We start from the raw sequence: 22,284 nt of genomic DNA on the forward strand, positions 1-22,284 counted from the left end.
AATTATCTTCTTTTTGCTATTACCTGATCTTTATATTTTAAACTGATCGTTTTGTATTTATTCCAATTATTCTTTGCCATAATCTGCTTGTAAAAAGCTTTCATATTGCGCAATTTCTCCTGATAATTCTCCAGCGTTCCGAACTCAATGGTATGGTCGCCAATTAACGGAATCAAAATTACATCGCCGTCTTTTTGCACATGAATTTGCTCAATTTGAGCATTCCAGAATTCGTCGTTCTCTATCGTTAAAACACAGGGTAAAAGTGTTTCTTTTGCGTACTCTTCACTGATATCTCCGGTAGCTACCAGCACGTTTGCCGCATAATTTGTCGACACCGGAATTTTTCCCCCAAACTCATCGAGATAATAATTTCCCTTATCGGAAAAAACACGTACTACCGGTTTCCTGTGTTTCAGATCGATGGCCAATACTCCTTTAAAAGTGGCGCTATCAGTGCGGGTAACAACTTTATAAACCTCGGCTTTCAAAATCGCTTCATGCTTTTCAACCGCCTGTTCAATCTGCACCGTGTTTATGCTGTCAAAATTCTTCCCTATTATGTTTTTATCAATCGACTTTACCAGTTTTATCAGCTCTGCCCGATCAACTTTTATCACTTCATCCGGATCGTAATTAATCTCAATATCGTTGCAATTGGCGTGTTTATACTCCATCGAAGTAAATGCCAATGTTACCAGCAGAAAGACCAGCAACATCATTAAACCACCTATTTTTGCAAACTTCTTTATCATTTCTCTTTGCTTTGCAACAATTCAATTATACTTTCCACCATCCGGTCAATATCGCCGGCACCCATTGTTACCACGATTTCATTCGGGTCCGATTTTAGAATTTTCAATACCTCATCGCGTTCGGCCAGCATCCGGTTCTCTAACTTCATTTGTTTATAAATGATAGCGGACGATACACCCGGAATCGGTTCTTCACGTGCAGGGTAAAGCGGAATAAGAATGGCTTTATCCAACAAATCGAGGCTTTGTGCAAATTCGGCAGCAAAATCTTTAGTGCGCGAATACAGGTGAGGTTGGAAAATTCCGGTCACCTTTTTATCGGGGAACAAAGCTTTCACCGAAGTTATAAACGCTTCTAATTCTGCCGGGTGATGCGCGTAATCGTCGATATAAATTTTCTGTTCCGAACGATAACGAATATCAAAACGACGCGCCACACCCTCATAATCTTCAATTCCGGCTTTTATGGCATTTGCTGATGCTCCGGCGAGCCATGCGAGGGCACTGGCTCCAACAGTGTTCTCAACATTTACCAAGCCCGGATAATTCATTTTGCAGTTGGCAATTATTCCTGCCGGCGTTTTTAAATCGAAGGAATAAAAACCTGTTTCCGGATTCAAATGCAAATTATGCGTTGTAAAATCAGTATTTCCTTTTAACGAATAAGAATACACTTTGGCTTCGGTTTTCGAGGTATCGAGGTCTACTCCCTCTTTTAGCACCAAACTTCCGTCTGGACGGATCTGCGAAATAAATTTTTCAAACGACTCAACGATCTTCTCCTTTTCTCCATAAATATCTAAATGGTCGGCATCAACCGAAGTAACCAAAGCCAACTGTGGTTTTAAGTGCAAAAACGACCGATCGAACTCATCGGCTTCAGCAACAATCCATGGCGATTCAGCTTTCGGCAACACCAAATTGCTCCTGAAATTCTTTGAAATACCACCTAAAAAAGCGCCGCAGCCCTGTTCTGTTTTGCTCAAAATATTGGTAACAATGGTACTGGTTGTTGTTTTTCCATGTGTTCCGGCCACACCAATTCCATTGTGCTCGTTGCAAATCATTCCGAGTACTTTTGCCCGCTTAAATAAACCAATTGGCTGACTTTTAAACCAATTCAGCTCCTTATGCTCGTCAGGCAAAGCCGGAGTATATACTGCAATAGTTTCCGCCGGATTCCATTTTGACGGAATATTTCTGATGTCATCATCAAAATGCACATCAATTCCCTCCTTCTGAAGCGCATCGGTCAATGCTGTTTCAGTGCGATCGTATCCTGCCACATTGCGCCCCGAATATTTAAAATACCGCGCCAGCGCACTCATCCCTATTCCTCCGATCCCAAGGAAATATACATTCTTTATTTTCTGAATGTTGTCCATTCTATTGTCTCACTAATTTTTCTACTTCATCAACTATTTGTTTGGTAGCCTCAGGTTTCGCCAGCTCTTTACTTTTTGCTGCCAAAGCACTGCAACGCGCTTCGTCTTTCACCACCTCAAACGCCAACGGAAATAATTTCTCATTAATCTCATCATCGCGCACCATTAAAGCGGCATCCTGCTCTACCAAAGCCATCGCGTTTTTTGTTTGATGGTCTTCCGAAACATTTGGCGACGGCACCAAAACCGACGCTTTTCCAACCAAACATAACTCCGAAATTGTACCTGCACCAGCTCTAGAGATCACCAAATCGGCCACTTCGTAAGCCAAATCCATTCGAGTTATAAACTTGTGGATCTGCAGATTTTTCGGTTTTGTTTCTTTCAGGTCTTCCTGAATTTTATCGTAATAATATGCCCCGGTTTGCCAGATCACCTGAACTCCCGAAGCAGCTATTTCATTAATATTTTTAAGTACCGCCTGGTTTACTGAACGTGCACCAAGACTTCCGCCAACAATCAATATAACTTTATCTGATTCGTTAACTTCAAAAAACTCAAACGCTTCTTTTCTATTTTGTTTTTCAGTCAAATTTTCGCGCACCGGATTTCCTGTAAAAATCAGTTTTTCGTCCGGAAAAAAGCGCTCCATTTTATCGTAAGCCACACAAATGGAATTCACCTTTTTACTTAAGAGTTTATTGGTAATTCCGGCGTATGAGTTTTGCTCCTGAATTAAACAAGGAACCTTCGCTTTTGCAGCTGCACGCAATAGCGGACCGCTGGCATAACCGCCAACTCCAATGGCCACTTCCGGATTAAAATCGGCCACAATCTTTCTAGCCAGCTTCGAACTCTGGCGCAGCTTTTTAAAGAACGTAATCATTTTCATGCTGGGTTTCCGAGGAAATCCCATCACCGGCAAGCCAATAATTTTATATCCGGCGGCTGGCACTTTCTCCATTTCCATCCGGTCTTCGGCACCAACAAATAAAATGTCAGCGTCAGGATTGCGCTTTTTAATTTCGTTGGCAATGGCCAGCGCCGGGAAAATATGTCCCCCGGTACCGCCTCCGCTAATTATGGCTCTATTTATCTTTTGTTTCATTTTCTATTTCGTAATCTTCGTCGGGAGCTTTAATCATAATCGGTTGCTCCTCAACTTCTTTGTTCTGCTGATTTTGGTGACTCACACTAAGTATCAATCCAAAAGCCAGCGATGTAAACAACAACGATGTTCCTCCCAAACTAATCCAGGGCAGCGGCTGTCCGGTTACCGGCAATGCCCCACTTGATACGCCGACATTTATCATGGCCTGAAAAACCAACACCAGCGTTAATCCAATAACCATAAACGCCGGAAATGTTCGGGTGGCCCGCCGGACGATTACCACTCCCCTGAAAAAGAAAATAAGGAAAAGCATAATTACTGCAAGACCTCCCAACAAACCATATTCTTCTACGATTATGGCGAAAATAAAATCGTTATATGCAGCGGCCATATAGTTACTTACATCAGAATGGCCAGGCCCCTTTCCAAAAATTCCTCCAGAATAAATAGCAAGCTTTGCATAGTCGGCTTGAGTAATTCCCTGCGAAGCTTCGGGAGGTGGCGGATTTATAAATCGTTCAATCCTTCCTTTTATGGTATGCACACGACCAATACTATCCGGCAAAAGATCAGCTGTAAAATAGATTGTTACTACCAAAGCGATTCCAATACCAACTAGCGAAAACAAATATTTTAATGGAATCCGGCCGCAAAACATCATGGTCATAATCGTTGCGAAAAGCAATGCCGAGGTTGAGAAATCGGATATAAAAATCAAACCACAGACAATGGCCGTATAAAAAATTATCTTCTTAAATGCTTCCCACAAATCGCCTTTTGTTTTTTGGCGTTTCCCTAAAATTTTGGCCGAGAATAATACCAGCGAAATCTTTGCCATTTCGGCCGGTTGAAATGTTGCACCCCAGAAATTAAGTGTACGCCCGCTGGAAGAAACAAACGATGTTCCGCGCATTACAATCGAAAAAAGTAAAAATCCGATACTGGCCAGTAAAGCCCACCATGCCAGTTTTGAATACAATTTTATAGGTAACACATTCACCATGAGCAGAATTACACCAATTCCGGCACCCAAAAACACCACCTGGCGAAATAAGTATTTAAGCGTATTACCCTGTGCCACACGATAAGCCAGTGCGCCTGTTGAACTGTACACAATAAGCAGCGACAACACTGATAACAGCATCAGCACCATCCAAAGCACTCGGTCGCCCTTAAATAATTTCAGAATGGAATGTTGCATTACAAATTCCTTACTTCTTTTTTAAATTGATTTCCTCTGTCTTCGTAATTCTCAAATAAATCGAAACTTGCACACGCCGGCGATAACAGCACGGTGTCGCCATTTCGGGCCAGGTAGTAAGCAGCTTTTACAGCTTCTTCCATACTTGACGCGTCTACAATATCAGAAACACAATCGCCAAAAGCTTCGTGTAATTTGGCATTGTTCTTACCCAAACAAACAATGGCTTTCACTTTGTTGGTTACAAGCCCCTGCAACATGGAGTAATCGTTTCCTTTGTCTACCCCACCGGCAATCCAAACCACCGGTTTGTGTACACTTTCCAACGCATACCACGATGAATTAACGTTCGTTGCTTTCGAGTCGTTGATAAACTCGATGCCATGAACTTTCAGAAAACGCTCTAAACGATGTTCCACGCCTGTAAAATCCGAAAGGCTTTCTCTCAATTGTTCATCCCTGATTTTTAATACCATGCTTGCAATGCCTGCGGCCATGCTGTTGTAGGTATTGTGTTTCCCCTGTAGTGATAAATCCAGTATCGACATGCTGAATTGATTTTGATTAAAGTTGATAATTATCCGATTGTCTTTCACACCTGCTCCAGGCCCGGCAGCCTCTCCCAACCCAAAAGGAAGTTGAACAGGTTTTATCTCTCTCTTATTTATTTCTTTTTGAATTACCTCGTCGTCGGCACAATAAACGAAGTAGTCATTTGCTGTTTGATTTTGAAGAATCCTGAATTTTGAATCGGTGTAGTTTTGCATATCGTAGCCGTAACGATCGAGATGATCAGGTGTAATATTCATTAATACTGCTACATCTGCTTTGAACTCATACATTCCATCCAACTGGAAACTGCTCAACTCAATAACATACACATCAAAATTTTCTTCGGCTACCTGCCAGGCAAAACTTTTTCCAACGTTTCCGGCCAGGCCAACATTTACTCCTGCTTTTTGCAAAATATGGTAAGTGAGCAAAGTCGTTGTTGTTTTGCCGTTACTTCCGGTAATACAAATGGTTTTGGCCGATGAAAAACGGCCGCCAAATTCAATCTCCGAAATCACCGGAGTGCCTTGTTCTTTAAGTTGCTGCACCAGCGGTGCCGTTTCCGGAATTCCAGGACTTTTTACTACCAGTTCGGCGCTCAGAATTTTCTCTTCCGAGTGCTGGCCTTCTTCAAAACCGATCTTATAATTTGAAAGAACGTCTTTGTATTTCTCCTTAATTTTTCCGAGGTCGGACACCAACACATCGTATCCATTTTTTTGTGCAAGAATGGCTGCTCCAACGCCGCTTTCACCTCCTCCTAATATGGCTACCAGTCCTTTCACTCTATCTCATTTTTAATGTTGCAATTGTTATCACTGCCAGAATAATTCCGACAATCCAAAAGCGTGTTACAATTTTTGGTTCGGGGAAACCTTTTTTCTGAAAATGGTGGTGAATCGGACTCATGAGAAATACCCTGCGTCCTTCGCCATATTTACGTTTGGTGTATTTAAACCAACTCACTTGTATAACTACCGATAGGTTTTCTACCACAAAAATTCCACACAATAGCGGGATCAGAATTTCTTTGCGGATGATAACGGCAAACACAGCAAGGATTCCACCCAGCGCCAAACTTCCTGTATCGCCCATAAATACCTGAGCCGGGAAAGAGTTGTACCACAAAAAGCCAACTGTTGCACCGATAAATGCCGCAATAAACACAGTCAGTTCACCAATATTCGGGATGTACATGATGTTCAGGTAATCGGCATAAATGACGTTACCACTTACATAGGCCAGAATTCCGAGCGTAGCCCCGCTGATCGCCGACGTTCCGGTTGCCAGCCCGTCAATTCCATCGGTAAGGTTGGCCGCGTTTGATACCGCAGTGATGATAAGAATGATTGCAACGGCATAAACCAACCATTTCAACCAATCGGCAGCATCGCCGGCAAAAGCCACCAGCCACGCATAATCAAACTCGTTCTTTTTAATAAACGGAATGGTTGTTTTGGTTGACTTCACATCTTCCATAACAAACTGCTCGATAGTTTCCCCGGTGGCAGCATCAGTAACCTGTTCGGTCAGAAAAGCACCATTTTCATCCGTTAGGTGTTCGCGAACTTTTACATCTTCGCTGATAAAAAGTGTGGCGGCAACGATAAGCCCCAAACTTACCTGACCAAGGATTTTAAACCTTCCGGCCAGTCCTTCTTTATTCTTTTTGAAAACCTTGATATAATCGTCGATAAAACCGATCATTCCCAAAAATGCAGTAGTGATCAGCATTAACAGAATGTAGATATTATCGAGGCGGGCAAAAAGCAATGTTGGAATAATAATGGCCATCAGGATGATAATTCCGCCCATTGTTGGCGTTCCCTGTTTCTGCATTTGCCCTTCCAAACCAAGGTCGCGTACCTCGTCGCCAATTTGCTTACGCTGCAAAATACGAATCAGCTTTTTCCCGAAAATTGTTGTAATAAACAACGAAAGGATAATAGCCGCTGCCGAGCGAAATGAAATGCCCGGAAGCATTCCAATTCCCGGAATATCATGTCCTGCCAAAAGTTCGTATAGCCAATAAAACATATCTAGTTTTTAATTTTTTAGTCCAAAACAGTTCCTTACTTCTTCTCTGTCGTCGAAATGATGTTTTACACCATTTACTTCCTGGTAGTCTTCGTGCCCTTTTCCGGCAATAAGAATAATATCGCCCGGTTGCGCCAGCATTACTGCCGTTTTAATGGCATCGCGACGACTTACAATCGAAACCACCTTATTTCTGTATTGTGGCTCAACGCCGGCTTCCATGTCTTTTATAATCGCTTCAGGATCTTCGCTTCGCGGATTATCCGAAGTAAGAATCACTTTGTCGCTGGCGGCCAGTGCTTCCTGCGCCATTTCGGGGCGTTTTGTTTTGTCGCGGTCGCCACCGGCGCCAACCACCGTAATCACCTGTTCGTTTCTTGTTCTTATTTCGGAAATGGCTTCCAACACATTTTTCAAAGCATCGGGCGTGTGTGCGTAATCAACAATGGCATATTTGCCATCTTCGCTCCTGATGGTTTCGAAACGGCCCTGCACCGATTGTAAATTGCTGATAATGGTCAACACCTCATTTTTATCCTGCTCCAGCTCAACAGCTGTTGCATAAACCCCCAATAAGTTCGAGGCATTAAAAAGCCCAACGAATCGTGTCCATATTTCCTGCCCGTCCATATTTAAAAGCATCCCATCAAAATGACTTTCCATTACCTTACAGCGGTAATCGGCCATGGTACGGTTGGAATAGGTCAGTTTTCGGGCTTTTGTATTTTGTAGCATCACCAGACCGTTTTTATCGTCGGCATTTACCAGTGCAAAAGCATCTTTGGTCAATCCGTCGAAAAAGGCCTTTTTTGCTTTAATGTATTCAGCAAAAGTTTTGTGGTAATCGAGGTGATCGTGCGTGATATTGGTAAAAATACCACCTGCAAACTGAATTCCGGCAATGCGCTGCTGATGAATGGCATGCGAACTCACTTCCATAAAACAATACTCGCAACCCGCCTCCACCATCTCAGCCATTAACTGCTGAATTTTTAGCGCATCGGGTGTGGTATGCGAAGCAACTTCCTCTTTCTCGTTTATTTTGTATGAAATTGTTGAAAGCAGACCAACATTGTAGCCCTGCAATCTGAAAAGCTTGTGCAGCAAACTGGCAATACTGGTTTTACCGTTTGTTCCGGTAACGCCAACCACTTTCATTTTTAAGGATGGCGAACCATAAAAAACCGCAGCAATTTCGCCCAACACCTTGTTGGAATCTTCAACCTTCACATAAGTAACTTCTGGTTTTGTTTCTTCAGGAAGATTTTCGCAAACGATTGTTGTAGCGCCTTTTTCTATGGCAACATTAATAAAACGATGCCCGTCAACAGAAACACCTTTTTGCGCCACAAATAAATTATCCGGGTTGATTTTCCTTGAGTCGAATTGAATACCGGCAACGTCAATATCGGTTTCACCAATACAATCAACAATCCCTATATGTTCCAACAACTTCTCTAGTTTCATCTTAACTTAATGAGAGATATACCGTTTGTCCCCGGCGATAGGAGCTACCGGGTTTCAACGATTGTTTTTTTACTTTTCCTATTCCGCTTATTCTCACTTTCAAGCCGGCATTTTCCAGTAGGAAAATGGCGTTACTGGCACCCATTCCAACTACATCGGGAACCGTATTCACCGGCACCACATTCTCTTCCAGCACAATAGTACTATCCTGTGTATTCAGCGAAACCATCCTTGAATCGGGCAATCCACGCACATTTTTCAGCTCCAGCTCTTCGGCCAAACGAAGAATATCATCGCGCTGGCCGCTTTTTATCTGAGGAATGTCTTCGCCTTCATGATTATCATCCTCGGGTGTGGCATTCATAATCTGACTGGCGTAAACTTTCTCCGAAATCTCTTTAAAAACCGGGCCGGCCACCGCTGCTCCGTAAATCGAGTTTCGTGGTTTTTTAAAGGTCACAATCAGCGAATACATCGGATTGTCTGCAGGAAAATACCCTACAAACGACGCATAGTAAGCTCCGTATTCGTAACCTTTGCCATCCGAACGGGCAACGCGTGCTGTTCCGGTTTTTCCGGCTACTTTAAAATGTTCGCCCTGAACACCACGCCCGGTTCCGTTCTGACAAACCCCTTCGAGCATTGCCTGCGCTTTTCCGATTGTCTCTTTCGACACGATCATCGGGTTCAGCAATTCAGGTTTAAATGTTTTTACCAAAGCCCCGCTATTTCGAATTTCTTTAACCAAACGCGGCTTTACCATCGCGCCATCGTTGGCAACAGCATTATAGAAATTCAAAATTTGCAGTGGGGTAAGGCGCAAATCGTAACCGTACGACATACGCCCCAAAGTGGTAGTACCCCACCAATCGGCATTTCCGGGGTACTTTATATATGGTTGTCCTTCTCCGGCCAGTTCCAATCCCAAAGGTTTCTGAATACCAAATCCATAAATCCGGTCAACGTAATCTTTTGGATTGTTAGTGTATTTCGACAAAATCACTTTTGCCGTTCCAATGTTCGACGACTGCTCCAGAATCTGTTTCACATTTACTCTACCGCAAGCATGGTCGTCGGTAATATTTTCCTGCGCCCAATAACCATTACCGGTATCGAATACATCGCTGGTATCAACTACGCCATCCTCAAGCGCCACCATTAGCGAAACCAGTTTAAACGTTGATCCCGGCTCGTAACACCCACGATGCCCCAGCGCATAATTATCCTTTTCGTAAAAGCCGTCTTCGGTTTTACCAAGGTTCGCTATTGCTTTGATTTCGCCGGTTTTCACTTCCATCAAAACGGCGGTTGCCCATTCCGGATTCGATTTTAGCGCCTGTTTATACAAAGCACTTTCCGCAATGTCCTGCATTTTTACATTAATGGTGGTAATAATATCCATTCCGTTTTGCGGCTCAATTTCGGTGCGGGTTACCCAACGCCCGGAAAGATTTTGTTTGTAACTCACACCGTTTTCACCACGCAGATACATTTCGTACGAACGTTCCAATCCGTTGTAACCAACCGGAACGGGAGTTAAGGCATTCTCTTTATTCAAACTTCCTATGGTTCGCTGAGCCAGCATTCCCAAAGGATTCAGACGCTTGTTCTCTTGCTCAATAATCAACCCGCCACCAAACCGTCCGCGGCGCAAAATCGGGAAGTTTTTAAATTCCTGCAGTTGATTGTAATCTATTTTTTCAGGAGTGAGCAGGTAACCCCGGTTTCGGTTTTTGTACGCCGAGCGCAACCGCCTGGCATATTCATTTTTTGAAGCATCTTTATAAAAACCCGACAAATACCAGGCTAACGAATCCACCTCGTTATCAAACACCTTCTTAACTCCTTCGGCTGCCAGGTCGATGCGGATTTTATACCCCGGAACCGAGGTAGCCAAAACACTACCATCGTCGGCACAAATGGTTCCCCGCACCGGTGGAATAATCACCGTATTATTCGTCAGGTTTTTCTCAATTTGCTGCCAGCGCTCATTTTTTATCTGCTGCACAGAAATAAGTTTGAAAACAACCACTGCTCCGAACAACGTCAACACGAAGTACACAATTGCAATACGCGACAATATGGTTTTCCTGATCCCCACTTCTAATCTTCTTTTTCAACCGTTATTTTTTGCGGAGGACGCATTGGTTCCTGCAAACCAATTCCGGCCTGCTCAACCCGTTTTGCTACTTCCGACGGGCGGCTGGCATCCATCAATTTGGCAGAAAGCGTTACCGATTCCGAACGCAACTCTTCCAATTCTTCCTGCAACACTACAATCTCGCGCAGTGTACTTTCCGACCAGTTGCGATTGGCGATCAGCAGCAAGCCCAACACCGCCAGAAAACCCACAAACGGCATCTGCTTCAGCGTGCGCTCATCGGTAAGAATGGTACCTCCGATAAAGGATTTCATTCCTGTGCGTTTTCTTGTATTTTTATTTTGCTCAGCCATCGTTAAATCCGTTCTGCTATTCTCAGTTTTGCACTTCGCGATCGTGGATTCGCCTCCAGTTCTTGCTCTCCGGCCACAATCACCTTTCGGTTTATGATTTTGAAAGGCGACTGCACATTTCCGTAAAAGTCCTTTTCGATTTTCCCTTCAAAATTCCCCGACTTCATAAAATTCTTACACAGGCGGTCTTCCAAACTGTGATAGGTAAGAATCACCAGGCGACCGCCGGGTTTTAGGATTTCGAGCGTAGTAGCCAGAAATTCGCGCAAGGCTTCCATCTCTTCGTTCACCTCAATGCGAAGTGCCTGAAAAACCTGTGCTAGATATTTATTCTCGATTGCCCTTGGAGCGCACGATGAAGCGATCTCTTTTAAGCGTGTAGTTGTTTTAATCGGCGCTTCGTTTCGGGCTTTTACAATTTGTGCAACCAGTTTCCGGGCGTTTTTAACTTCGCCGTACATCCGAAATATCATCTGAAGTTTTTCTTCGTCGTACTCATTCACCACTTTTGCGGCATCAAGAGTTGCTTCGCGATTCATGCGCATGTCGAGTGGTGCATCAAAACGAAATGAAAATCCGCGCTCTGCCTCATCAAACTCGTGCGATGAAACACCAAGATCGGCAAAAACGGCATCCACCTGTTCAACATCGTAGTACTTCAGAAAATTCCGTACGTAACGAAAATTATGACGAATAAAAAAAAGCCGGTCATCCTCTATGGCATTCCCGGCAGCGTCTTCATCCTGGTCGAAAGCAAACAAACGACCACCACTGTCAAGCGCATTCAATATCATTGCCGAATGACCGCCACCTCCAAAGGTTGCATCGACAACACTGGCACCAGGATGCAGATTCATCCCTTCTATACTTTCGGCTGCCAGAACCGGTATGTGATAAATAGCAGACATCTTCCCTACAAATCAAATTCTCTCAACATGTCCAAATAAGCATCATCAGATATATCGTCGGCTTCTGCCACGATTTCGTTGCTCAGGCTAATCGAGGCGCCCATTCCCAGGAATGTCACCTTGCCCTCCAGGTTCGCGTACTTTAAATATTCATCAGGAATATTTATCCGACCGTTTGCAGCAAGGCTAACCGGAGCAAAATTCCGGAAATACTGACGCAAAGCGGCAAAATGCGCAGGATTGGTACTGGCGCGCACCTTCGCCTGGAATTTCTCCACTTTTTCCTGCCACACTTCCATCGGATGAATATCGAGGCATTTTCCCAGACGGTTTTTCTCCAGAACAACCTGATCAGGAATATTTTCGCCCATCGCCTTCTTAAAAGCCGACGGAAGAACCACGCGCCCTTTGTCGTCGATGGTAGCCTGATATGTTCCTGCGAAAAATGCCATAAATCCTTAAAAATCTTTTTATCAAGTGTAAAAATACAATTTTATTCCATTCTCTGCCATATTATTCCATTTCATTCCACCTAGCACTTAGCACTTTCTGTTAATAACCTGATCATAAAATGTTTATAACCTGTTCAATTCTGTTGATTACACATTTTTTACCACTATAAATCAATACATTGCAAACTCACAAACCAAACTCACGCATCGTTAATAACTCGCTTTTTCACACAATTTATTTTATCAACAATCCTAAACAATGAGCAAATCAGTTAACTAAAAAACACAACAAGGGAGGGCTTAGGAAAATATCCGGATAGTGACATTTTTCAGATTAAGCAATTTTTAGTTAATTGCCGGCGCAAATAAGCAGAAATGACAACAGATAATAGCATAAAGAGCTACAAGCCAATTCGGATAAGAGAGGTATTTGCCGCCAAAAATCCGGGACTGGCAAAATTCATCCCGGGATTTGTATATCGCTATTTGAACAACATTCTGCACCTTGACGAAGTGAATACTTTTCTTGAGAAGTATGGCCATCTGCAAGGAATTGAATTTGTTGACCAGGTAGTGGAGGAATTTAATGTTCGCGAATTTGTTCACAACAGCGAAAACATCCCGATATCAGGACGTTACATCTTTGCAAGCAACCATCCGCTGGGCGGTTTCGACGGGATGCTACTCATGAAAAATGTAGAAGCACGTCTGGGACCCTTCAAGTTTTTAGCCAACGATATTTTACTCAATATTCCACAGCTAAGTCCGGTTTTTGTGCCGGTAAACAAACACGGCGGACATGCACGCGAAGCGGCGAAAAAGCTTTCGGAATGCTACAATTCAGATGATCAGATTTTAATCTTTCCATCAGGACTGGCATCGCGAAAAATTAAAGGGCAAATCATGGATTTGGAGTGGAAAAAACATTTCATCAGTAAATCGATAAAACACAAACGCGATATTATTCCCGTTTTTATCAGCGGCAAAAACTCGAACCGGTTTTACCGCACGGCTAAATTCCGTAAGTTTTTCAGAATAAAATGGAACCTCGAAATGTTTTTTCTTCCCGACGAAACCATAAAACATAAAAACACCGACGTACATCTTTATTTCGGGAAACCCATTCCCTATACCACTTTCGACCACACAAAAACGCATCAGGAATGGGCCGATTGGGTAAAACAAAAAGTTTACAAACTAAAAGAAAGTTCTGATACTGTAAATTAAACAGCATTATCGAACCGCATTCACATGATTTTTTTAATTTTGTATTCCAATTTTCAAAAAGAAAGGGAACTCGAAACAAGTAAGAGGAAATAGCGTAATGTCACTGAGACACATATTTTCACACTATGTTTTGGGAGTTCGGGGACACAGACAGATAAAAAGATTCAAATGAAGGACATAATAGCACCTATCGCAAGAGAAGAAATTTACGCTGAGCTAACGCCTGAAAAACTGCTTCGCAAAACCAACAAAGGTGGTAACGATATATATATTGTAACAGCACACGACTCGCCTGCAATTATGCACGAGCTGGGCCGTTTGCGCGAAATCACGTTCAGAGATGCAGGTGGTGGTACCGGTAAAGAAACCGATATCGACGCTTACGACACAGCAAAAAACCCTTACAAACAATTGATTGTTTGGGATCCGGACGCAAAAGAAATCCTGGGCGGCTACCGCTATGTGTTGTGCGCCGATGCGCCACGCGACGAAGAAGGAAATATTAAACTGGCCACTTCGCGGGTTTTTCACTTTTCTAAAGAATTTGAAGAGAACTACCTGCCATACACACTTGAACTCGGACGTTCATTTGTGCAACCGGCCTACCAGTCGAGCAAAGCCGGAGCCAAAGCGCTTTTTGCACTCGACAACCTTTGGGACGGACTTGGCGCACTTACTGTTGACCATCCGGAAGTAAAATATTTCTTTGGGAAAATTACAATGTACCAGCATTTTCATAACGAAGCCCGCAACCTGATTCAGTATTTCTTTAAGAAATATTTCCGCGACAAAGAAAATCTGGTGTATCCGTTAAATCCTGTTGAGTTCAACATCGATATGGATGCCATGAAAAAACTTTTTGTTGGCCCGGAATACAAGGACGACTACAAAATTCTGGTACAAAACGTACGCGCTTTTGGCGAAAATATCCCTCCGCTGGTTAATGCCTACATGAACCTTTCACCATCGATGAAAACTTTTGGAACCATTAAAAACGAGGTGTTTGGGAACGTACTTGAAACCGGAATTATTTTAACGATTAAAGATATTTACGAGGTAAAAGTTGACCGCCACATTGAAACCTACATAAAAGGTAAGGAAGACGATGAATGGCCAACGGTTGAATAAAATACTGTTTACCAAAAACAAAAATGGCCCGGTACTTTTTAAAGCACCGGGCCATTTTTTTTATCTGCAAATCCAGAATTAATATGCTCTGGCGTCTTTTCCTTCAATGTAATTGATAAACGAACCGTTCACCACCCGGTTTCCTCCCGGAGTTGGGTAATTCCCGGTAAAATACCAGTCGCCCAAATCGTTCGGACAAGCTTTGTGCAGGTTTTCGATCGACTGATAAACAATTTCAACCTCTGCATTACAGTCTTCCGGTTTCAGCAACTCGGCAATTTTAGCCGATACCTGCTCGGCCGTAAATGGTTTATAAATTTCGCGCACATAGTTTACCATTTCTTCTTTTGGTAAATTTTCCTGCTCTTTACATTTTTTATAAACCTGCTGAATCAGCGATTCCTTACCATGATCTTTCAGCAACTCGATAGCGGCATTAAAAGCAATAAATTTATCCAAACGCGCCATATCGATTCCATAACAATCGGGGTAACGAATTTGCGGTGCCGACGAAACAACAATGATCTTTTTCGGCTTCAACCGGTCGAGTATTTTCAAAATACTATTTTTCAGGGTTGTACCGCGCACAATCGAGTCGTCGATAATTACCAGTGTATCTTTATCTTTCTGAATTACACCATAAGTAACATCGTAAACGTGCGCTACCAAATCGTCGCGACTGGCATCGTCGGCGATAAAAGTTCGCAGCTTCACATCTTTAATGGCAATTTTTTCTACCCGCGGCTCAAACGACAAAATTCGCTTAATATCCTTATCGGATAACGAACCGTTCTTCTTCTGTATCTGGCCGATTTTCCAATCTACCAACTGACTGCGAACGCCATCAACCAAACCATAAAAAGCGGTTTCTGCGGTGTTAGGAATGTACGAGAATACGGTATTTTCATAATCGTAATCAACAACCTCCAAAACAATTGGAGTGAGCAAACGCCCCAACTGCTTTCGTTCCTGATAAATTGTCTTATCGCTACCGCGCGAAAAATAAATACGCTCGAACGAACACGACTTCCGTTTGTGCGGCACACGAATCATTTCTCGCGAAACTTTTCCGTTCTTTTTAATGATCAGTCCCTCACCCGGACCAATTTCCTGAACATCGTCTTCTCCAAGGTTCATTACTGTTTGAATTACAGGGCGCTCGGAAGCTACCACTACAATTTCATCGTCGGCATAGTAATGTGCCGGGCGAATTCCCCACGGATCACGAACCACAAAAGCATCGCCATGCCCGATTAAACCAGCCATAGCATAACCGCCATCCCAGTCTTTCGATGCACGTTCCAGAATATTCTGAATATCGAGGTTTTGCTCAATCAACGGCGAAATCTCGTTGTTATCGTAGCCTTCGTTTTTGTATCTTCTGAAAAGCAGCTGGTTTTCCTCATCAAGAAAATGCCCTACTTTTTCGAGTGCCGTTACGGTGTCGGTGTAAGCTTTTGGATGCTGCCCCAGATTAAGCAGCACATTAAAAAGCTCGTCGGTATTGGTAAGGTTAAAGTTGCCAGCCAATACCAGGTTACGCGATTTCCAGTTGTTCTGGCGCATTACCGGATGCGTAAAATCAATGCTGTTTTTCCCAAAGGTACCATAGCGCAAGTGCCCCAGGTAAAGTGTTCCGGCAAACGGGAAATTGTTTTCGGCCCATTCCGGGTCGTTAATATCGAAGTTGTTGCGCTTGGCTTTTTTCAAAGGTTTGTTCACCTTATCAAAAACATCTTTTATTGGATTTTGCTCAACCGAGCGAAACCGGCTTATGTACGGATTCCCCGGATCGAGGTCGGATTTTACACAGCAAATTCCGGCGCCATCCTGTCCGCGATTGTGCTGTTTCTCCATTAAAAGGTACAACTTGTTCAGTCCGTACTTCCAGGTGCCATACTTTTTATGGTAGTAAGAAAGCGGTTTTAACAAACGAATTAAAGCAATGCCACACTCGTGTTTAATCTGGTCACTCATACTGATTTTGTTTCAACAATGGAAATTCGATTACATCAGGAACAATAAAAGCTGCAGGATAATCTTTTTGAATTTGCTTATACAACTTCAGCGCCTCGTTTTTCGTTCTAAAATCGCCTACCCGAACCCGAAAGTTTGGGGCAATAAATTTTATATGAACAGGAAAATCCGGGTAGTTTGTCAGAAATTCAGTTTTTAGGTTAAGGGCTTGTTCTTTAGCGTCCAAACTCGAACTAAAAAAGATTTCAACCCTGTATCCATCCATCCCCTCTCTTTTTTGGTTCTTTTCAACATGCCATTTTAGCATTTTGTCGAGCCGTGCATCTCTGTTCACATTCAGCCGCTCAAGTAGAGCAATATTGCATGTATCTGCAACTATTTCTTCAGAAAGATTAACCTGGGCGAACAAGAAATTTGTGGCCAACAGACCAACTAAAACCAGCAAAAAAGTCCTCATTATTCCTTTTTTATTGAGTGCGCAAATATAATTTAAAAACATCTAAAACACGAACGGTTTTTATCCACATAACATTGCCTTAAAGTAGAAGTAATATGAGCGGGGCGAAATACAACTTTTAACTGTTGATATTTTTTCGCCGGCTTTTTCATGATTTTAAAACTTAGCCTAACTTTACCGCAACATAATGGCAATGAAGATATGGAAAATTTAGTGGAAGAATTTGGCAGCTACCGGGCAAAAATGAATGAGAAAATTCTGGCTTCGGACAATAAAGTAATGAAGCGCATTTTTAGTCTCGATACGCTAACTTACAAAGAAGGCGCTTTGGGTGCCAATGTAAAAGAAATGCTGGGACTGGCCACATCGTTGGTGCTGCGCTGCGACGACTGCGTAAAATACCACCTCGAGAAATGCCACGAGCTAAATGTTACCACCGATGAAGTTTTTGAAGTGTTTAGTGTTGCTAACGTGGTTGGCGGAACCATTTGTATTCCGCACACCCGACGAGCCGTTGAATACTGGGAAGAACTAAACAAATTAAAAAAAGATTAAACAATTTGGGATATAATTGTTATTATTAAAATCTAAAACGATTATACTATGAGTAAAATATTTGCGATTACATCCTCGGGCAAAACAGAAAAGTCATTTCTTGATCTCCGTTTCGGAAAGTGTGAATACATTGTATTGTTTGATGTGGAGAAAAACCAGTATTCCATTGAGGAAAATAAATTTTTAAACGAATCGCACAGTGGTATTAAATTAGTTGATTTTTTAAAAGAACAGGGGGTAACCACCATTGTAACCGGCGAAGTTGGGCCAATGGTTAGCGAACGTTTAGAAAAAGAAAAACTACAGTTAGTACTTTTACACGAAGAGCGCATTCGTGTTGACGAAATTATGGATCGGATAGAAAGCTAATATAAACCGGGGTTTAAAAATGGCACCAATGCCAGCTGAACCGCCTGTTTATAAAGGGCGGTCCGGTTAACTTTATTCCCCGTTAACAAGCCCACAGCACCGCTTTTTTGTTTCGAGTTTTGTTGTTTAAACAAAATATCGTTGGCGTGCCCCAGTTCATAACCTTCGGCAATTAATTCGGCCACCTTTACAGGCAGCTGAAAACTTGTTGTTCGCGCCTTCCCGGTTTTTTCTTTCGATGTGATAACGATCCAGGCAAAAGCTTCAATATCCAAACCATTCACCGAAAGTCCACCTTCAATACCCACCCAATAATCGGCATCACCAAATTCATTTCTCGCATTTTCCACACGATTTAACGCACCTTTAAGTGTTTCCTCATCGCCTTTTGGCTGGTCCGAAACACCCGATTCAACCGAAACACCCAACACTTCAACGTCTTCAAAATAGGTACAAAATCCCTCAACGGCGGCATTAATTTTTACCGGATTTTTTGAGGCTACTACTATCTTCATCTGTTTTATTTTTTCGATTTCTAACTATTCAAAAATCCTAAATACATTCAGCAACTCACATAAATTAATACCGATTTAACAACAAAATGTCGCATACTTTCACTTCGTTCAGTCTCCTCCTTTGTTGTATTATCGGCATTAACTCCCGAAAAGATTTCGGGACAGGCTATTGTAAACTTTCTTTTTGCCATGCGGCAAAATAAAGTACAATTGGTATAACTTTTGGCGAAAATTAACGATTTCTGTGGAATTATTAATTTCGCTGGTTTCAAACTAAAAATATGATAATACGACAGGCAACTTTACAGGATCACAAAACACTGGTAACATTTCAGTTGGCAATGGCGCACGAAACAGAAGGTATTGAATTGCACGCACCAACCGTTGAGAAAGGTGTTGAAGCTGTTTTAAACGACAGCAAAAAAGGCCACTATTACGTAGCTGAAATTAACGGGCAGGTGGTAAGTTCGCTATTAACCACTTTTGAGTGGAGCGACTGGCGCAACGGAACAATTTTGTGGATACAGTCGGTTTATGTTAGCCCCGAATTCAGACGCAAAGGTGTTTACCGAAAAATGTATGCTCACATAAAAGATAGGGTACTGAAAGCCGACAACCTTAACGGAATTCGCCTTTATGCCGACAAAACAAATGTGGCAGCACAAAACACCTACGAAAACCTGGGAATGAACCAGGACCACTATGTAACGTTTGAGTGGATGAAGTAGTGACCGGTATTTATTAAGCCCAAAAAAACAAGTAACACATGAGCAGTTATATTTATAAACTTATTGCAGAAGGAGAGCATCAGCAGCAGGATTTTAAGTTTTGTATTAACGACTCGAAAAAAATTGCCAAATCGCTGGTGGCCTTTGCCAATACCGATGGAGGGCGTTTGCTTATTGGCGTAAAAGACAATGGCAAAATTGCCGGCATTAGCAGCGACGAAGAGTTTTACATGATTGAAGCGGCAGCTAAAATATACAGCAAGCCTCAGATTAATTTCACCACCCATCAATGGCACATTGAGGGGAAAACCGTTTTAGAGATCGGGATTGAAGCCAGCGATAAAAAACCACATTTTGCAAAAGATGAAAACGGAAAATGGCTGGCCTATATCAGGCAAAAGGACGAAAATATTCTGGCCCACAAAATACAGCTGGAAGTGTGGAGAAAGGAGAAAAGCCCAAAAGGCGTTTACTTTAGCTACTCCGACGACGAGCGTTTTCTGATCGACTATTTGCGAAAAAATGAATCCATCACCTTTTCAAAATTTATGCGAAAAGCACGTTTATCGCGTAACAAAGCGGAAGAAATACTAAGCAACTTTGTAATTATCGACATCATAAAAATGCATACTACGCAAGACGGAACTTATTTTACGCTAAACACCGAGTTCGATAAAGAAGAAATTGAAAAATTCAGCTGACTCTACAAAACTATTCACAGTTTATTATTGTTAATTTAAGGTTCTATAATTGAAATACAGTACTTTTACAGCAATTAAATAAAAAAAACATGTTACAAAAATTATTTTTATTATTTGCCTTTTGTGCCCTCACTATCGGGACATTTGGGCAAGATGCATACCTTAATGCAAAATCAGAAAATACAGACAAAATTTACCCGGGCAACACCCCTTACGAGGTAAAAATTTATCCACAAAAGTTTAAAGCAAAGAAACCCAAAAACGTTATTTTCCTTATTGGCGACGGTATGGGAGTAAGCCAGGTTTTTTCCGGAATTACAGCAAACCAGGGACATTTATTTCTCGAAAACTTCCGCCACATTGGTTTTTCAAAAACCCAGTCGGCCGATAATTATATTACCGATTCGGCAGCCGGCGGAACAGCCCTGGCCTGTGGTGTAAAGACATACAACGGCGCAATTGGCGTTGATGCCGATACCGTTAAAGTAAAATCAATACTTGAAGAAGCCGCTGATAAAGGATTGGCGACTGGACTGATTGCCACTGCGGCAATTACACACGCCACTCCTGCATCGTTTATAGCGCATCAGCCCAGCCGAAATATGTACGAAAACATTGCTACAGATTTCCTGAACACCGACATTGATGTGTTTATCGGCGGTGGAAACGATCATTTTACCAAACGCAAAGATGGACGTAATCTGGTTAAAGAGCTTGAAGATAAAGGTTACACTTATGAAACCGACATCAATAAGATAGCCAAAGTAAAAAGTGGAAAACTGGCCGGTTTAACTGCCGGAGTTCACAACGGAAGAGTGGCAGAACGTGGCGATATGCTACCGATTGCAACATCTACAGCACTTAACATTCTTGACAATAGCAAAAAAGGATTCTTCCTGATGATTGAAGGCTCGCAAATTGATTGGGGTGGCCATGCCAGCAGCACGGTTTACATTGTTGAAGATATGCTCGACTTTGACCGTACAATTGGCAAAGCCCTTGAGTTTGCAGCCAAAGATGGTGAGACCCTTGTAGTGGTTACTGCCGATCACGAAACCGGAGGAATGGCTTTAACAGGTGGCGACATGAGCACCGGAATGGTAAAAGCCGATTACCCAACAACCAGCCACTCGGCGGTTATGGTTCCGGTTTTTGCATACGGACCGGGAGCTGAGGAATTTATGGGTATTATGGAAAATACCGACGTTCACGACAAGATGAAAAAGTTGCTTCTCAGCAAATAGGAAAAACCTTATAATTACCAAAACCGGCATTGATCATTAGCGTTCAATGCCGGTTTTTTTTATGATATATCAGCATTGTTTACTATTTTGGCGCCTCAAAACTAATTACATGAAAGAAGCACTGGAAGTTCTTGACAATGTCAGGCTCAATTTTTCGCCATCAGGTTTATTAGCCCTTAATATCACCATTGCATTTATAATGTTTGGTGTTGCCCTCGACATTAAGATCGAGCATTTCAAACAACTCATAATGCGCCCCAAATCGGTTATTGTTGGTGTTGTTTCACAATTTGTGCTTCTTCCGGCGGTAACTTTTTTGTTTGTTATATTGCTAAATCCAACGCCAACCGTAGCACTCGGTATGTTGTTAATTGCCTCATGTCCGGGTGGTAATATCTCGAATTTTATGAGCGCCCTTGCAAAAGGCAATCTGGCCTTATCGGTAAGTTTAACGGCCATTGCAACACTTGCAGCCACTTTTATGACTCCCATAAATTTTGCGCTTTGGGGCGATATGTTCATAAACTTTTACAACACCAAAGGTGCCGGTGATTACCTCGTACCCATAAAAATCGATTTCTTCCAGATGGTGCAAACGGTGGTAATATTGTTGGGTATTCCGGTTGTTGCCGGATTGCTGATCGCACAATATTTCCCGGTGATAACGCATAAAATCAAAAAACCCATTCGCAAAATTTCAATTGTTATTTTTATCGGTTTTGTAGTTGCATTGCTAAGTGCCAATTTCGAACATTTTATGAAGTTTATTCACCTGGTGTTTCTTATTGTTCTTATTCATAACGGACTGGCACTTTTGGCCGGTTTCAGCATTAGCAGCATTTTCCGATTACCACGTATTGACAAACGAACCATTACAATAGAAACCGGCATCCAAAACTCCGGCCTGGCACTCGTGCTCATGTTTAATCCCAAAATATTCCCTCCCGAGCTGGAGCTTGGCGGAATGACTATTATTGCAGCCTGGTGGGGTGTTTGGCATATTTTAAGCGGATTTGCCGTATCTTCGTTTATGGCGCGGTTTAAGCTAACCAGATAAACTC

Annotated in this window: 22 protein-coding genes; 8 read left to right on the forward strand and 14 right to left on the reverse strand. The window is 42.4% G+C overall.

All coding sequences use genetic code 11. The features are described from left to right. Nucleotides 1-2: 2 nt before the first annotated feature. From BMW53_RS11125 to BMW53_RS11175, 11 genes are all read right to left on the reverse strand, one after another. Complete coding sequence (locus BMW53_RS11125; RefSeq protein WP_038558560.1) at nt 3-755, reverse strand: cell division protein FtsQ/DivIB; 753 nt, start codon at nt 753-755, stop codon at nt 3-5. Next, entirely contained in the window at nt 752-2,140 is a 1,389-nt protein-coding gene (murC, locus tag BMW53_RS11130; RefSeq protein ID WP_038558558.1) for a UDP-N-acetylmuramate--L-alanine ligase, read from the reverse strand. Before murC ends, BMW53_RS11125 begins: the two co-directional genes overlap by 4 nt. A gap of 1 nt (nt 2,141) precedes the next feature. Then, nucleotides 2,142-3,248 carry an undecaprenyldiphospho-muramoylpentapeptide beta-N-acetylglucosaminyltransferase gene (gene murG, locus BMW53_RS11135; RefSeq protein WP_038558555.1) on the reverse strand — a complete coding sequence of 369 codons (1,107 nt, stop codon included), beginning with the start codon at nt 3,246-3,248 and terminating at the stop codon, nt 2,142-2,144. Continuing rightward, nucleotides 3,229-4,452 carry an FtsW/RodA/SpoVE family cell cycle protein gene (locus BMW53_RS11140; RefSeq protein ID WP_038558552.1) on the reverse strand — a complete coding sequence of 408 codons (1,224 nt, stop codon included), beginning with the start codon at nt 4,450-4,452 and terminating at the stop codon, nt 3,229-3,231. Before BMW53_RS11140 ends, murG begins: the two co-directional genes overlap by 20 nt. Further along, nucleotides 4,452-5,789 carry a UDP-N-acetylmuramoyl-L-alanine--D-glutamate ligase gene (gene murD, locus BMW53_RS11145; RefSeq protein WP_139178112.1) on the reverse strand — a complete coding sequence of 446 codons (1,338 nt, stop codon included), beginning with the start codon at nt 5,787-5,789 and terminating at the stop codon, nt 4,452-4,454. Before murD ends, BMW53_RS11140 begins: the two co-directional genes overlap by 1 nt. Nucleotide 5,790: 1 nt before the next feature. Next, on the reverse strand, nt 5,791-7,041 hold the full coding sequence (gene mraY / locus BMW53_RS11150; RefSeq protein WP_038558550.1) for a phospho-N-acetylmuramoyl-pentapeptide-transferase: 1,251 nt from the start codon (nt 7,039-7,041) through the stop codon (nt 5,791-5,793). Nucleotides 7,042-7,050: 9 nt separating this feature from the next. Beyond that, nucleotides 7,051-8,508 (reverse strand): UDP-N-acetylmuramoyl-L-alanyl-D-glutamate--2,6-diaminopimelate ligase, encoded by a 1,458-nt coding sequence (locus BMW53_RS11155; protein ID WP_038558548.1) that lies wholly within the window; start codon nt 8,506-8,508, stop codon nt 7,051-7,053. A 1-nt stretch (nt 8,509) separates the two neighbouring features. Then, on the reverse strand, nt 8,510-10,516 hold the full coding sequence (locus BMW53_RS11160; RefSeq protein WP_168136410.1) for a PASTA domain-containing penicillin-binding protein: 2,007 nt from the start codon (nt 10,514-10,516) through the stop codon (nt 8,510-8,512). A 95-nt stretch (nt 10,517-10,611) separates the two neighbouring features. Beyond that, complete coding sequence (locus BMW53_RS11165; RefSeq protein WP_038564646.1) at nt 10,612-10,923, reverse strand: FtsL-like putative cell division protein; 312 nt, start codon at nt 10,921-10,923, stop codon at nt 10,612-10,614. A gap of 41 nt (nt 10,924-10,964) precedes the next feature. After that, nucleotides 10,965-11,870, reverse strand: coding sequence for a 16S rRNA (cytosine(1402)-N(4))-methyltransferase RsmH (rsmH, locus tag BMW53_RS11170; protein ID WP_074780656.1), 906 nt, complete (start codon nt 11,868-11,870; stop codon nt 10,965-10,967). Between the two features lie 5 nt (nt 11,871-11,875). Further along, a complete protein-coding gene (locus BMW53_RS11175) occupies nt 11,876-12,322 on the reverse strand; it encodes a division/cell wall cluster transcriptional repressor MraZ (RefSeq protein WP_038558544.1) in 447 nt (148 codons plus the stop codon). Between the two features lie 375 nt (nt 12,323-12,697). Here BMW53_RS11175 and glsA point away from each other — a divergent pair, with 375 nt between their 5' ends. Both glsA and glsB read left to right on the forward strand, forming a co-directional pair. Continuing rightward, nucleotides 12,698-13,549, forward strand: a complete 852-nt coding sequence (gene glsA, locus BMW53_RS11180) for a lyso-glycine lipid O-acyltransferase GlsA (protein ID WP_051567830.1) — start codon at nt 12,698-12,700, stop codon at nt 13,547-13,549. 168 nt (nt 13,550-13,717) lie between these two features. Further along, the gene (gene glsB, locus BMW53_RS11185) at nt 13,718-14,677 is read left to right on the forward strand and encodes a glycine N(alpha)-acyltransferase GlsB (RefSeq protein ID WP_174416371.1); all 960 of its coding nucleotides are present in this window, start codon (nt 13,718-13,720) and stop codon (nt 14,675-14,677) included. Between the two features lie 78 nt (nt 14,678-14,755). Here glsB and BMW53_RS11190 read toward each other — a convergent pair whose 3' ends face one another. Together BMW53_RS11190 and BMW53_RS11195 are read right to left on the reverse strand one after the other, a co-directional pair. Then, nucleotides 14,756-16,654 (reverse strand): amidophosphoribosyltransferase, encoded by a 1,899-nt coding sequence (locus BMW53_RS11190; RefSeq protein WP_038558542.1) that lies wholly within the window; start codon nt 16,652-16,654, stop codon nt 14,756-14,758. Then, nucleotides 16,647-17,111, reverse strand: a complete 465-nt coding sequence (locus tag BMW53_RS11195; protein ID WP_038558540.1) for an SPOR domain-containing protein — start codon at nt 17,109-17,111, stop codon at nt 16,647-16,649. Before BMW53_RS11195 ends, BMW53_RS11190 begins: the two co-directional genes overlap by 8 nt. A 201-nt stretch (nt 17,112-17,312) precedes the next feature. Here BMW53_RS11195 and BMW53_RS11200 point away from each other — a divergent pair, with 201 nt between their 5' ends. Further along, entirely contained in the window at nt 17,313-17,666 is a 354-nt protein-coding gene (locus BMW53_RS11200; protein ID WP_038564636.1) for a carboxymuconolactone decarboxylase family protein, read from the forward strand. Nucleotides 17,667-17,714: 48 nt separating this feature from the next. Next, nucleotides 17,715-18,035: a NifB/NifX family molybdenum-iron cluster-binding protein gene (locus tag BMW53_RS11205; RefSeq protein WP_038558538.1), complete on the forward strand. Its 321-nt coding sequence runs from the start codon at nt 17,715-17,717 to the stop codon at nt 18,033-18,035. On the opposite strand, the gene yjjX is transcribed toward BMW53_RS11205, so the two are convergent. Further along, the gene (gene yjjX, locus BMW53_RS11210; protein WP_038558536.1) at nt 18,032-18,550 is read right to left on the reverse strand and encodes an inosine/xanthosine triphosphatase; all 519 of its coding nucleotides are present in this window, start codon (nt 18,548-18,550) and stop codon (nt 18,032-18,034) included. The two genes, BMW53_RS11205 and yjjX, sit on opposite strands and share 4 nt — an antisense overlap. A 281-nt stretch (nt 18,551-18,831) precedes the next feature. Between yjjX and BMW53_RS11220 the strand changes: the two genes are divergently transcribed. The 4 genes from BMW53_RS11220 (at nt 18,832) to BMW53_RS11235 (ending at nt 22,280) form a co-directional block, all read left to right on the forward strand. Then, nucleotides 18,832-19,278 carry a GNAT family N-acetyltransferase gene (locus BMW53_RS11220; protein WP_038558532.1) on the forward strand — a complete coding sequence of 149 codons (447 nt, stop codon included), beginning with the start codon at nt 18,832-18,834 and terminating at the stop codon, nt 19,276-19,278. A gap of 38 nt (nt 19,279-19,316) precedes the next feature. Then, a complete protein-coding gene (locus tag BMW53_RS11225; protein ID WP_038558530.1) occupies nt 19,317-19,979 on the forward strand; it encodes an AlbA family DNA-binding domain-containing protein in 663 nt (220 codons plus the stop codon). 89 nt (nt 19,980-20,068) lie between these two features. Further along, nucleotides 20,069-21,223, forward strand: a complete 1,155-nt coding sequence (locus BMW53_RS11230) for an alkaline phosphatase (protein ID WP_038558528.1) — start codon at nt 20,069-20,071, stop codon at nt 21,221-21,223. 109 nt (nt 21,224-21,332) lie between these two features. Then, on the forward strand, nt 21,333-22,280 hold the full coding sequence (locus BMW53_RS11235; RefSeq protein WP_038558526.1) for a bile acid:sodium symporter family protein: 948 nt from the start codon (nt 21,333-21,335) through the stop codon (nt 22,278-22,280). Nucleotides 22,281-22,284: the final 4 nt, after the last annotated feature.

Source organism: Draconibacterium orientale, from assembly GCF_900111425.1.
In the GTDB taxonomy this organism is placed as follows: domain Bacteria; phylum Bacteroidota; class Bacteroidia; order Bacteroidales; family Prolixibacteraceae; genus Draconibacterium; species Draconibacterium orientale.